The organism is Bradyrhizobium genosp. L, assembly GCF_015624485.1.
Lineage (GTDB): Bacteria > Pseudomonadota > Alphaproteobacteria > Rhizobiales > Xanthobacteraceae > Bradyrhizobium.
The window spans coordinates 2,002,687-2,015,033 of record NZ_CP061378.1 but is presented as its reverse complement, the minus strand read 5'-3'; the positions used below and the strand labels follow the sequence as shown (position 1 = coordinate 2,015,033).

11 protein-coding genes are annotated in these 12,347 nt (G+C 64.5%); 7 read left to right on the top strand and 4 right to left on the bottom strand.

The features are described from left to right. Nucleotides 1-45 precede the first annotated feature (45 nt). A complete protein-coding gene (locus IC762_RS09445) occupies nt 46-1,776 on the bottom strand; it encodes a cation:proton antiporter (RefSeq protein WP_195788532.1) in 1,731 nt (576 codons plus the stop codon). 123 nt (nt 1,777-1,899) lie between these two features. On the opposite strand from IC762_RS09445, the gene IC762_RS09440 reads away from it, so the two are divergent. From IC762_RS09440 to IC762_RS09430, 3 genes are all read left to right on the top strand, one after another. Next, entirely contained in the window at nt 1,900-2,379 is a 480-nt protein-coding gene (locus IC762_RS09440; protein WP_433995883.1) for a DUF3124 domain-containing protein, read from the top strand. Between the two features lie 60 nt (nt 2,380-2,439). Next, on the top strand, nt 2,440-3,678 hold the full coding sequence (locus tag IC762_RS09435; RefSeq protein WP_195788531.1) for a PLP-dependent aminotransferase family protein: 1,239 nt from the start codon (nt 2,440-2,442) through the stop codon (nt 3,676-3,678). Nucleotides 3,679-3,786: 108 nt separating this feature from the next. Beyond that, entirely contained in the window at nt 3,787-4,014 is a 228-nt protein-coding gene (locus IC762_RS09430) for a hypothetical protein (RefSeq protein ID WP_195788530.1), read from the top strand. A gap of 83 nt (nt 4,015-4,097) precedes the next feature. Here the strand turns inward: IC762_RS09430 and IC762_RS09425 are convergent, their stop codons facing one another. From IC762_RS09425 to IC762_RS09415, 3 genes are all read right to left on the bottom strand, one after another. Then, complete coding sequence (locus IC762_RS09425; protein WP_195788529.1) at nt 4,098-4,916, bottom strand: aldo/keto reductase; 819 nt, start codon at nt 4,914-4,916, stop codon at nt 4,098-4,100. Nucleotides 4,917-5,162: 246 nt separating this feature from the next. Continuing rightward, complete coding sequence (locus tag IC762_RS09420) at nt 5,163-5,588, bottom strand: hypothetical protein (protein WP_195788528.1); 426 nt, start codon at nt 5,586-5,588, stop codon at nt 5,163-5,165. 145 nt (nt 5,589-5,733) lie between these two features. Then, a complete protein-coding gene (locus IC762_RS09415) occupies nt 5,734-9,207 on the bottom strand; it encodes an indolepyruvate ferredoxin oxidoreductase family protein (RefSeq protein ID WP_195788527.1) in 3,474 nt (1,157 codons plus the stop codon). Between the two features lie 243 nt (nt 9,208-9,450). Here IC762_RS09415 and IC762_RS09410 point away from each other — a divergent pair, with 243 nt between their 5' ends. The 4 genes from IC762_RS09410 to IC762_RS09395 all read left to right on the top strand — a co-directional run bounded on the left by IC762_RS09410 (nt 9,451) and on the right by IC762_RS09395 (nt 12,263). After that, complete coding sequence (locus tag IC762_RS09410) at nt 9,451-10,404, top strand: hypothetical protein (protein ID WP_246801497.1); 954 nt, start codon at nt 9,451-9,453, stop codon at nt 10,402-10,404. Nucleotides 10,405-10,452: 48 nt separating this feature from the next. After that, nucleotides 10,453-11,007, top strand: coding sequence for a carboxymuconolactone decarboxylase family protein (locus IC762_RS09405; protein ID WP_195788526.1), 555 nt, complete (start codon nt 10,453-10,455; stop codon nt 11,005-11,007). A gap of 1 nt (nt 11,008) precedes the next feature. Beyond that, nucleotides 11,009-11,809 (top strand): SDR family NAD(P)-dependent oxidoreductase, encoded by an 801-nt coding sequence (locus IC762_RS09400; protein WP_195788525.1) that lies wholly within the window; start codon nt 11,009-11,011, stop codon nt 11,807-11,809. Nucleotides 11,810-12,044: 235 nt separating this feature from the next. Next, the gene (locus IC762_RS09395) at nt 12,045-12,263 is read left to right on the top strand and encodes a hypothetical protein (RefSeq protein WP_195788524.1); all 219 of its coding nucleotides are present in this window, start codon (nt 12,045-12,047) and stop codon (nt 12,261-12,263) included. Nucleotides 12,264-12,347: the final 84 nt, after the last annotated feature.

Genomic DNA, 12,347 nt, shown 5'->3' with positions numbered 1-12,347 from the left:
ATCATTATGCAACCCGCCATGCGTCCGGCAGGTATGCCAGGCGGTTTACGGCAGCACCTCGCGGCGGTCGGCGAGCTTGCCGTCCATCTCGGCGCGCTTGTCGTCGAGCAGGCCTGCGTCGGCGGCCTCGATCACGGCGTAGAGCTCGCCGGCGTCGCTGATCCGGGTCACCGTGACGTAGTTGGCGCCCGCAGCGTAGAGGTCGTCGACACCGGACAGCAGGTCCGCGGTGGCGACGACCTTCGCTTCCGGGTTCAGCGCGCGAACGTGGCGCACCAGCTTCTCATTGTCGGCGCCGACCAGGAGGAAATCCGGCACGCTCAGGATGATGATCTCGGCCTTGCCGATGCCGGCATGGACCAGGGTATCGACGTTGCTGATGTCGCCATAGATCACGTGCAGGCCGCGGTCGGACAGCGTGCGAAACACCAGCGGATTGAAGTCGACGACGCTGATCTGCTCGAGCAGCGACTGGTTCTGCCGCTCGATCTGGCTGAGCAGCGCGCTCGCGGCGCGGAAGAAGCCGAGGATCACGATCCGCCTGATCTCGCCATGGCCGCCCTCACCGGCCTCACCCTTGCCCTCACCTTCCTGGTCGAGGTCGCGTAGCCCGATCCGCTTCAGTGGACCGATCAGGCCGCGCACGATCTGGTCGCTGCGGCCCATCGCGAAGGTCGAGAGCACCGCCAGCACCACGAAGGCGAACGAGGCGGCGTTCGCGGTATCCGATGCGATGTGGTTGGCGGCCGTCCCGGTCTGGATCACCACCAGCGAGAACTCGGAGATCTGCGCCAGATTGATCGCCGGCAGCAGGCTGGCGCGCAGGCCCTGCTTCATCAGATAGAGCGGCGTGAACGTCGTCACCAGCCGGCTTGCCACCGTGAACGCCGCGATGACCAGCGCGAGCCCGATCACCGAGAGACCCGGAATCGGGATCGTCATGCCGAGCGCGACGAAGAACAGGGTGATGAAGAAGTCCCGCAGCGTCGTGACCTTGGCGGTGACGTCGAGCGCATAGGGGAAGGTCGACAGCGAAACGCCGGCGACCAGCGAGCCCATCTCGCGCGACAGATGCAGCCGCTCGGCGATCTCGCCGATCAGGAAGCACCAGGCGAGCGCGCCGAGCAGCACGAGCTCCGGTCGCCGCGCGATCTGGTGGAACAGCTTCGGCAGCACGTAGCGGCTCAGGACCAGCGCGGTCGCGACCAGCACGGCGACGCGGACGATCGACAGCAGCACCACGCCGATCTGCAGATTGTCGAGGCTCGGCTGCACCGCCAGGAACAGGATCGCGAAGATGTCCTGCAGCACCAGGATGCCGAGCGTGATCCGGCCCGGCAGCGTGTCGAGCTCGCGCTTCTCGTAGAGCACCTTGACGATGATCACGGTCGAGGACAGCGCGCACGCGACGCAGAGATAGACCGCATCGAACTTGCCGCCGCCGATCGCGAGCCCGATTCCGGCAAAGAACAGCGCCCCGATCAGGCAGCCGCCCAGCAATTGCCCGGCGCCGGCGAACAGGATCATTTTGCCGGCGCGGACGATCTTCTTGAGGTCGATCTCGAGCCCGATCATGAACAGCATGAAGATCAGGCCGAGCTCGGAGATGACCGAGATCGATTCCTGGGACTTGACCCAGCCCATGCCGAATGGACCAATGAAAAAGCCGGCGATAAGGTAGGCCAGGATCAGCGGCTGCCGGGAGAAATGGGCCAACAGTCCCACGCCCCAGGCGAACAGGATACAGAGCGTGATATCGCGAATAAGTTCGTGCATGCGTCTCGAGACTTCCTGTGGCCGCAACCTAGGGGGAAGGGCGTGAGGACCAACCAGGCAATGTGTCACATCCGCGCAGGCGGTCTTTTTTTGGGCGTTCTCGCCTGCCTCGTAGTCCTGCGCGTGAGCGACGCGCTAGCACAATCCTCGGCAGGTCTTGAGCAGAATTTTGCGAATTCACTGACCACGGTGCCTTCGGAGCCGCTTGCCACCTCCGGATCGTTCTACGTGCCGGTCTATTCCAGCGTCTCGATGAGCCAGGGCAAGCTGCGGGCCGATTTCTCGGTGACGCTGAGCGTGCACAACGCCTCCGAGACCAGGCCGCTGGTGCTGAAGCGGATCGGCTATTTCGACACATCAGGCAAGATGGTGGAGAGCTACCTCAAGGCGCCGGTCGCGCTAAAACCGTTTGCGACGGTCGAGATCTTCATTGCCACATCGGATGTCAGAGGCGGCACCGGCGCCAACTTCGTGGTCGATTGGGCGGCCGCTGGCGAGATCGCGGAACCGGTGGTGGAGGCCTTGATGGTCGGCAGCGTCGGCCCGGGGCACTATGCGTTCATCACCCAGGGCCGGCCGGTGAAACTGGTCGGCAAGAACTAATAATCAGGGAAGGCCGCTCGACCGGCCTCCTCAATGACAACAAACGGGAGCGAAACATCGATGTCCAATTCAGCCCAGTTCGACTTCGGCCCCCTGCTCCCGGCCGGCCTGCCTGCGCCGGCCGCGCGGTGGACCGGGCTTGCCAAGTACAGTTTTGTCGGCGGCAACAATGATCCCGAGCAGGTCCCGGTCGATGGCCTCCTGGAGGCGATGAACGCCGTGCTGAAGCGCGAGGGCCGCAATCTCGCGACCTACAATCTCGCGCATGGGCCGCAGGGCTATTTGCCTTTGCGTGAATTCCTGGCTCAGAAGCTGAAGCGCGACGCTGGCATCGGCTGCACGGCGGACGAGATCATGATCGTGTCGGGATCGCTGCAGGCGCTCGATCTCGTCAATCACACCCTGCTTGCCAAGGGCGACACCGTGCTGATCGAGCAGGAGACCTACCAGGGCTCGCTGAACCGGCTGACCCGGCTCGGCGTCAACGCGGTCGGCATTCCCCTCGATGGCGAGGGCATCCGGATCGATGCGCTGGCCGCGGCGCTCGCCGACCACAAGAAGCGCGGCATCACGCCGAAATACATCTACACCATCCCAACGGTGCAGAACCCGACCGGCTCGATCCTGCCTGAGAACCGCCGCGCCGAGATGCTGAAGCTCTCGCAAGACTACGGCGTGCCGATCTTCGAGGACGATTGCTATGCGGATCTGATCTGGAACGGCGAACGGCCGCCCGCGATCTACGCCATGAGCAGCCATGGCGGCGTGATCCATATCGGCTCGTTCTCGAAGTCGATCGCGCCAGCGCTACGCGTCGGCTTCATCGTCGCGCCCTGGGCGATGATGTCGCGGATGCTGTCCCTGAAGACCGATGCCGGCTCCGGCGCGCTGGAGCAGATGGTGCTGGCAGAATATTGCGCGCCGCATTTCGCCACCCACGTGCCGCGGCTGACGCGCGGCCTGCGCGCCAAGCTCGACACGCTGATGGAGGCGCTGAACGAGCAGTTCGGCACCGCCGCCGAGTTCGAGGCGCCGAAGGGCGGCATCTTCCTCTGGGTCAAGCTGCCCGACAATGTCGACACCATGAAGCTCTATCAGGCCGCGCTTGCCGCCGGGGTCTCGATCAATCCGGGGCCGGAATGGTCGACCAACAGCGCCCACTCCGGCAGCCGGCTGCGGCTCTGCTTCGCCAGCCCCTCGCACGAGCAGATCCGCGAGGGCATCGCCGCGCTGGCCGAGGTCTGCCGCAAGGAGTTCGGCGTGCCGACCCGCAGCAGCAATGTGGAAAAGCGCGCGTAGTTGCACGCCGGCGGCGTTGCTGAACAACCGTTCAGAAAACTATTCGGTTTCCCGGGGAACGTTTCATTGTGTGTATGGTTTCATCCTCGCTCAATTGAGGAGGACGATATGAAGAAATTTGGCTTTGTCATTGCGGCGATCGGTGCCCTCGCGGTGGCGGTTCCGTCGATTGCAAGCGCCGAGACCATGGTGATCAGGCACGGTGGCGGCCATCATCACTGGGATCGCGGCTACGGCGCCCGTGCCGAGATGCGCCACGACCGTGGCTGGCATCGCGGCTGGGACCACCATCATCACGACCGCGTCGTGGTGATCAAGCGGCATCACCGCTACTAAAGAAAAACGGCTGAGACCGACACAACGGAAAATGGCTCCTCACGGGGCCATTTTCTTTGTGACCAACCCGACGAATGACGGCTTCAATCCCACGCCGGGGCGAAGCCCGGATTGACGCAGCGCATATCCTTGCGCAGCGCGGCGATGGCCTTGCGGTCGTCATCGTCGAGCTTAAGCTTCAACGCATCGAGATTGGCTTGCTGGCTTTCGGCGCGCGAGGCCTTCGGGATCGCGGCAACGCCGTCCTGGTCGAGCAGCCATTTCAGCGCCACCTGCGCTGCGGTCGCACCGTGCTTGCTGCCGATCTTCGCGAGCGTCTCGTCGGTTGCGAAACGACCCTGGGCCAGCGGGCAATAGGCCACCAGCGGGATCGACTTCGCGGCGAGATAGGTGCGCAGTGGCGTCTGGTCCAGCATCGCGTGGTATTCGACCTGGTTGCAGGCGATCGGCGCCTTGATGTCCTCGACCACGGTTTTGAGCAGCGCGGTGGTGAAATTGGCGACCCCGATCGCGCGGGTGCGGCCCTCGTCTTTCAATTTCAGCAGCGTCTCGAACACCGCCGGCAGCTTCATGCTGCGCGACGGCCAGTGCACCAGATAGAGGTCGACATGATCGAGACGCAGCTTCTTCAGGCTGGCGTCGAGGCCCTTCCGGATCGCGTCCGGCGCCAAATTCTCGTGCCAGACTTTCGTGGTCACATGCAGATCCTTGCGCGCGACCTTGCCGGCAGCGATCGCGGCGCCGATCGGCTCCTCATTGCCGTACATCTCGGCGGTGTCGATATGCCGGTAACCGAGCCCGAGCGCACTCTCGACCGCGGCACGGCAGGCGTCGCCCTGCATGCGGAAGGTGCCGAGCCCGAGCCGCGGCAGGCTGATGCCCTGTGTCTGCAGATGGTCCATTGATGGCTCCTGACGCGTGAGGCCCCGATGCGACGTCACGCCAGCAAATCGTTTGGTGGGATTGAAATTGGCAGAGCTGCCAAATGGCAGTGTGCCCGTAAACGGGCGCGTGGAGCAAGCGTCTGTCCATCAAGATCGCGCGACGGATCAGCCTACAAGACCAACCCTGTCATCCAAAGGCGCGAGCCCTGCGGCGCAATTGCGCCGCTTGGCGAGCACCTCAGTGACGGGACTGCGGGGGCGGCCTCATTGCCAATTGCAGATGCCGCCGGTGCGGCAGGGCCAGGTCTGGATCCTGGTATCGCGGGCCTGCGCGTCGAGCGGGTTGCTATGGCGCCGCGCGAGCTTTGCGCGCGCCGGGATATGCGCGACAGCACGCTTCTTCTCGGCCGGCGCCGTCACCCGCGTCGTGCGCACCGCCTTCTGCGGCGCGACCTTCGTCTCGTCGACCTTGGGCTCGGCGCTGGCGCGGGAGTCACTGTGGTCGGCCTTGGCTTCGACCGGGACCGGCTCGAATTGTGCCGGCGGACCAAGCCGCTTCGGCGACAGCACGGCTTTCGGCAAATCGAGCCCGAAAAATTCGCTCGGATTGTACTCGTCAGCCAACGCCACGCCGCCCAGTGCCAGGGATGCGGTGCAAACGGCTGCAACAAAAGCGCTTTTCAGGACCATCACACGGCCTCCTGAAATCACTCAAAAAGGAACAGACATCATGTAGGGGGCCGGCCGCGCAAATCCAGCCGATGCTGCGCGGAAGGTTACCGGTCAACCATGGCAGCGGCGGAATGTTCCCGCCACCGGCCCTGCTCGGCCAGCCCTATTCGGCGGCCTGCGCCACCGGCCGGCCGATCGCGGCTTGCAGCCGCGCGCATTCGCCACGATAGCGGGCGACGTTGGCCTCCTTGATGTGGCCGTAGCCGCGCACGAGGTCCGCCGTCTTCGCCAGCGCCACCAGCCGCGGCAGGTCGAGCGGCGTCTTGCCGTCGAGATGGCGCAGGATCATCGCCGCATACTCGACCGGCAATGCGCGCTCCATCTTGCGCTCGGCGGTGTAGCCGAAAATGTCGAACGCGGTGCCGCGCAGGCGCTTCAGTCTGGCCAGCAGGCCGAATGCCTTGAAGATCCAGGGCCCGAACTCATGCTTCTGCAAGCGCCCGGTGACGGGATCGCGCTGCGCCAGCAGCGGCGGCGCCAGCAGCACCTTCAGTTTCGGATTGCCGTCGAACTGCTCCCGCAAGGCCCTGGTGAACTCGCCGTCGGAATAGAGCCGCGCGACCTCGTATTCGTCCTTGTAGGCCATCAGCTTGAACAGGCCCTTTGCGAAGGCCTCGGTCAGGTCCTGCGAGCCCGGTGCGGCCGCGGTCTCGGCTGCACGCACGCGCGCGACGTCGTCGAAATAGCGCTTCGCATACGCCTCGTCCTGATAGTCGGTGAGGAATTTGGCGCGGAAGGCGATCGTCTCGTCCAGCGTGCGCTTTGCGGGCGCAGCACCGGCGCTCTTGAAGCGGGCTGCACTGACGACGCGCTGTAGGTCGTGTGCGGCGAGCCGGCCCCAGGAGAACGCGGTCTTGTTCATCTCGATCGCGGCGCCGTTGAGCTCGATCGCCTTGAGGATCGCTTCCAGCGACAGCGGGATCGCACCGCGCTGGAAGGCGAAGCCGAGCATGAAGGCGTTGGTGGCGATGCTGTCGCCCATCAGCGCGGTGGCGAGCCCGGTGGCGTCGAGGATGTCGAGATCGGACGCCGTCACCGCGCCGTCGAGTGCCTCGCGCATCGCGCCGGCCTCGAAATCGATGTCCGGATCCATCACGAAGCTCGCGGTCGGCAGCAGATCGGCGTTGACGACGGCACGGGTGACGCCGCGCTCGGCGCGGCTCAGCGCCGTCGTGCTGGTGGCGACGACGATGTCGCAGCCGAGGATCAGATTGGCATTGCCGGGCGCGATGCGGACGGTGCTCAGCATGTCGGCCGACGGCGCCAGCCGGACATGGCTCATGACCGCGCCGTTCTTCTGCGACAGGCCAGTGAAGTCGAGCGTCGAGCAGGCCAGCCCCTGGGCATGCGCGGCCATGCCGAGGAGCGCGCCGATGGTGATGACGCCGGTACCGCCAATGCCGGTGATCAGGATGTTGTAGGGACCGGTGAGCTCTGTCGCTGCCGGCGCCGGCAAATCGGCGAACAGCGCCTTCGGGTCGGCCGCGGTGCGGTCGGCCTTGCGCAGCTTGGGATCCTGCACCATCACGAAGCTCGGGCAAAAGCCTTCGACGCAGGAAAAGTCTTTATTGCAGTTCGACTGGTCGATGCGGCGCTTGCGGCCGAGCTCGGTTTCCAGCGGCTGCACCGAGACGCAGTTCGAGACCTGCGAGCAGTCGCCGCAGCCTTCGCAGACCCGCTCATTGATGAAGACGCGCTTGGCCGGATCGGGAAAAAGCCCACGCTTGCGGCGGCGGCGCTTTTCGGCGGCGCAGGTCTGGTCGTAGATCAGGACGGTGAGGCCCTCGATCTCGCGCAGGCTGCGCTGCACGGCATCGAGCTCGCGACGGTGATGGATGGTGGCGCCGGACGGGAAATAGTTCGCCGGATATTTGTCGGGATCGTCAGAGACGATCGCGAGCCGTTTGGTGCCCTCGGCCGCGACCTGGTGGGCGATCTGCGACACCGTGAAGCCGCCCTCGGCCGGCTGGCCACCGGTCATCGCGACCGCGTCGTTATAGAGGATCTTGTAGGTGATATTGACGCCGGCCGCACCAGCGGCGCGCAGCGCCAAAAGACCGGAATGGGTGTAGGTACCGTCGCCGAGATTCTGGAACACATGCGCTTCGCTGGTGAACGGCGCCTGGCCGATCCAGTTCACGCCCTCCGCGCCCATATGCGAGATGGTCTGCGTGTTGCGGTTCGGCACCGAAAGCGCCATGCCGTGGCAGCCGATGCCGGCCATGGCGCGGCTGCCTTCGGGGACCTTCGTCGAGGTGTTGTGCGGGCAGCCGGAGCAGAAATACGGCGTGCGCGCCAGCTTGACGCTCCCCGTGCCTTCGGCGGGACGGTCGAACGCTTCGAGCTTGGCGAGCCGCTGCTCCAGCATCGGGCTGCGATGGCCGAGCTTGCGCAGCCGCGCCACTACGGCAGCAGCGACCATGGTCGGCGTCAGCTCGCCTTCGCTCGGCAGCAGCACGGCGCCGCTCTCGTCGTGCTTGCCGACCACCGAGGGACGCTTCGAAGCGTCCATGTTGTAGAGGATGCGGATCAGCTGGTCCTCGATGAAGCCGCGCTTCTCCTCGATCACGAGCACGTCCTGCAAACCTTCGGCGAAGGCGCGCGCGCCGTTCGCCTCGAGCGGCCAGGTCAGCGCCACCTTGTAGATGCGCAAGCCGAGCGCCTGCGCCTCGGGATCGGTGATGCCGAGATCGGCCAGCGCCTGGCGCAGATCGAGATAGGCCTTGCCGGTCGCCATGATGCCGAGCCGCGCGGGCTTCGAGTCGAGCACGATGCGATCGAACCGGTTGGCGCGGGTGAAGGCGGCGACTGCGTCCATCTTCGGACCATGCAGACGCCGCTCGGCATCGAGCGACGGATCCGGCCAGCGGATCGAGAGGCCGCCGGGCGGCATCTCGAAATCGTCGGGCATGAGGATCTTGATGCGGTCGGGATCGCTGACGATCGAGGCCGAGCTCTCGACCGTCTCCGAGATCGCCTTGAAGCCGACCCAGCAGCCGGAATAGCGCGACAGCGCAAAGCCGAGGATGCCGAGGTCGAGATAGTCCTGCAATGTCGCCGGATTGACCACCGGCATCAGCGCGGAGGCGAACACCTGCTCGCTCTGATGCGCCAGGGTCGAGGACTGGCAGCCATGGTCGTCGCCGGCGAGCGCAATCACGCCGCCGTTCGGCGACGTGCCGGCCGAATTGGCATGCTTGAGCGCATCGAGCGAGCGATCGACGCCGGGGCCCTTGCCGTACCAGATGCCGAACACGCCATCGACCTTGGCGCCGGGGAACATGCCGACCTGCTGGCTACCCCATACCGCTGTCGCCGCCAGATCCTCGTTGAGGCCCGGCACGAAGGCGATGTCGTGTTCTTTCAGGAAGGATTTCGCGCGCCATAGCGCGTGGTCGTACATGCCGAGCGGCGAGCCGCGGTATCCGGAGATGAAACCTGCGGTGTTCAGCCCCCGCGCGCGATCGCGTTCGCGCTGCAGCATGGGCAAGCGGACCAGCGCCTGGGTACCGGAGAGGAAGATTCGCTTCGCGTCCAACCGGTACTTGTCGTCCAGCCCAACGTCCATCAACGTCATCAGTCTCAGGCTCCCGTCCCGTCTCTGTCGCGCCGGTCCGAACCGGTCTCATTTTCTGCGCAGGATCATGCATCAGCATGCACTGATTTTGCCATGCATGAACAGCCCCGTTCCATGGCCGCAGCACATACCTGTATTTCGCGAACCCTTGATTTCGCGAGCCCTTGCCGAGCCGCGCCTTCTTTGAAACGCTGGCGCGCAAAGGGAGGCGCTCAAAAGCAGCCTTTAAGGAGGAGACGTGGGATGATCCTGCTCGAAACCGCGTTCACGACGGAAATCGTGGAGAACGGCGATCTGCTGGTGGGTCCGTGGCGCAGCCCGAAACAGATGCTGCAGGCGCAAACCTACGACTCCCACGCGTCGATTCATGACGACGCAACCGCGCAGAAGCTCGGTTTCCGCGGCGGCACCATCGAGGGGCCGACGCATTTCAGCCAGTTCGCGCCGCTGTGCGAGCGGATCTGGGGCCGGACCTGGTTCGAGACCGGGTGCATCTCCGCGCATTACCGCAACCCCGCCTTTGAGGGCGAGGAGGTCCAAGCGCAGATCGAGAGGCCGAAGCCAGGCCAGATCGTCTGCGCGATCGGGATGATCAAGCGCGACGGCACCGAGATCCTGCGCGGCACGGCGTCCATCGGCGGCGACGGCAGCGAGACGGCGCTCTCCCGCCGGCTCGGCGAATTGAAGCCGCTGACCGATCCCGTCATCCTTGCCGACGTCAAGGTCGGCATGAAGACCGCGCGCCAGGCCATCAGGATGGATTTCGACCAGAACATGGGCGACCTCTATCCATTCTCGCTGGCCGACAAGCTGAAGGTGATCACCGAGCCCTCGGACGCCTACTATGCGCAGGAGCATAATCCCTGGGGCCGCGCCATCATCCCGATGGAGATGCTGAGCGTATTGTTCCAGTATCGCGCGCGCGAGGACCGGCTGCCGGTGCGCGGGCCCGCCGTCGGGCTGTTCGCCGACCAGGAGATCCGGCTCTCGCGTGGGCCGCTATTTCCCGGCGAGACCTATTGGGCCGAGCGCGAGGTCGTCGCGCTCTCCGGCAGCAAGCGCACCGAAAGCATGTGGGTGCGCACCACCGTGTTCGACGCCGACAATGCCGTCGTCGCGACCATGCTGCTCAACGGCGCCAGCATGAAGGATTCCTACGCCAACTACGAGGCCGAGCACAAAGCGCTCTACGGTTGAACCGACAGCCGCCCCTCCCCGCAAGCCGCCGAACCAAGGACAACAACAATGGCCCGCCTGCCCTATCTCGAAGCCGAGCAAGTCGCCCCCGAATATCGCGACATGCTCAAGCGCAACACCAACCTGCACAAGCTCCTGGTGAACTCGCCGGACATGGCGCGGGCCTTCAACGGCATCGGCGGCTATATCCGCTTCAAGAGCAAGCTCGACCCGCGGCTGCGCGAGCTCGCGATCCTCCAGGTCGGCTGGCTGGAGAAGTCGGAATACGAGTTCACCCATCATGTGAAGATCGGCAGGGAGTTCGGCGTCACCGACGACGACATTGCAGGCCTGATGGCGGAGACCGAAGGCAAGCCGTCGACGCTGGAGCCGCTGGCGAAAGCGATCCTCAGGGGTGCCCGCGAGATGGTGCGCGAGCTCGCGATGCGGGAGGAGACCTTCGCCGAGATCAAGGGCCATCTCTCGGACGAGCACATGACCGATCTGGTGCTGACCATCGCGTTCTACTGTGCCGTGGTGCGCGTGCTCGCCACCATGAAGATCGACAACGAACCGCATTACAAAGAGGTACTGCAACAGTATCCGATCCCGGGAGTGAAGTGAGATGCGCCTGCAAGATCGTGTCGCCATCGTCGTCGGCGCCGGCCAGAGCCCCGGTGAGGGCATCGGCAACGGCCGCGCCACCGCGCTGACCTTCGCGCGCGAAGGCGCCAAGGTGCTCTGCGTCGATCACCATCTGGATTCGGCGCAGGAGACCGTCGACCTGATCGCGGCCAAGGGCGGCACCGCGGTGGCTTTCAAGGCCGACGTCACCAAGAATGCCGACCTCAAGGCCATGGTGGCGGATGCGCATTCGCGCTGGGGCAGCGTCGATGTGCTGCACAACAATGTCGGCGTCAGCCTGTCCGGCGGCGATGCCGAATTGCTCGACATCACGGAAGAAGCCTTCGACCGTTGCGTCGCGATCAACCTGAAGAGCTGCATCCTAGCTGCCAAGCATGTGATCCCGATCATGCGCAAGCAGCAGCACGGTTCGATCATCAACATCTCGTCGATGGCCGCGATCACGACCTATCCCTACGTGGCCTACAAGGCGACGAAGTCGGCGATGATCGCTTTCACCGAGCAGCTCGCCTATCAGAACGCGCAATATGGCATCCGTGCCAACGTGATCCTGCCCGGCCTGATGAATACGCCGATGGCGGTCGACACCCGCGCCCGCGAATTCAAGAAGAGCCGCGCCGAGGTCGAAGCCGAACGCGACAGCAAGGTGCCGCTGCGCAGGAAGATGGGCACCGGCTGGGACGTCGCCAATGCCGCGCTGTTTCTCGCCTCCGATGAAGCCGATTTCATTACCGGCGTCACGTTGCCGGTCGACGGCGGATCGAGCGTGCGGCGCGGTTAAGCCAAGCGATTAACCCGGTTAATCGACTCGATTAACTTGTGTGACCTCACGCAGTTAATCTCTGTGACGACATCACGCGTCATTGCGTCGCAACGATTCGAAAAACTTGAAACATTCCAATGACACGGCGATGTGACGCCGTGTCCACATAAATCCCCTTCTGGACTCGTTGTGGTCGCACGAAATTCATCTGCGCTCTGTATCTCGCTCTCCAGAAATTGGAGTGCCTCGACCCATGAACGAAGAACTCGAACTCAGACCAGATCAGTGGGATGCGTTGAAAGCGCTGCGGGCTCCCGCAGCAAACCCCTCGAAACTGAACCGGTTCGCGGTCGAAAGCCTTGTCACGCTCGGCTTTGTCGCACTGCGGGGAGATTCGTTTGAGCTGACACCCGCGGGCCGCAAGATGCTGATCCGCGGTTCGTCACAATTGCTGCTCGACATCGCAGCCTGAACCTTTCCAAAATGTCATGAACGCGAGCCCCGGTTCTGGTGTCAGAACCGGGGCTCTCGTTTTTTGTTTGTAGCTTTAGACAAG

Coding starts and splice junctions, on each gene's coding strand:
- IC762_RS09445 (WP_195788532.1), bottom strand. CDS start 1,776: ATGCACGAACTTATTCGCGATATCACGCTCTGTATCCTGTTCGCCTGG.
- IC762_RS09435 (WP_195788531.1), top strand. CDS start 2,440: ATGTCCAATTCAGCCCAGTTCGACTTCGGCCCCCTGCTCCCGGCCGGC.
- IC762_RS09430 (WP_195788530.1), top strand. CDS start 3,787: ATGAAGAAATTTGGCTTTGTCATTGCGGCGATCGGTGCCCTCGCGGTG.
- IC762_RS09425 (WP_195788529.1), bottom strand. CDS start 4,916: ATGGACCATCTGCAGACACAGGGCATCAGCCTGCCGCGGCTCGGGCTC.
- IC762_RS09420 (WP_195788528.1), bottom strand. CDS start 5,588: ATGGTCCTGAAAAGCGCTTTTGTTGCAGCCGTTTGCACCGCATCCCTG.
- IC762_RS09415 (WP_195788527.1), bottom strand. CDS start 9,207: ATGACGTTGATGGACGTTGGGCTGGACGACAAGTACCGGTTGGACGCG.
- IC762_RS09410 (WP_246801497.1), top strand. CDS start 9,451: ATGATCCTGCTCGAAACCGCGTTCACGACGGAAATCGTGGAGAACGGC.
- IC762_RS09405 (WP_195788526.1), top strand. CDS start 10,453: ATGGCCCGCCTGCCCTATCTCGAAGCCGAGCAAGTCGCCCCCGAATAT.
- IC762_RS09400 (WP_195788525.1), top strand. CDS start 11,009: ATGCGCCTGCAAGATCGTGTCGCCATCGTCGTCGGCGCCGGCCAGAGC.
- IC762_RS09395 (WP_195788524.1), top strand. CDS start 12,045: ATGAACGAAGAACTCGAACTCAGACCAGATCAGTGGGATGCGTTGAAA.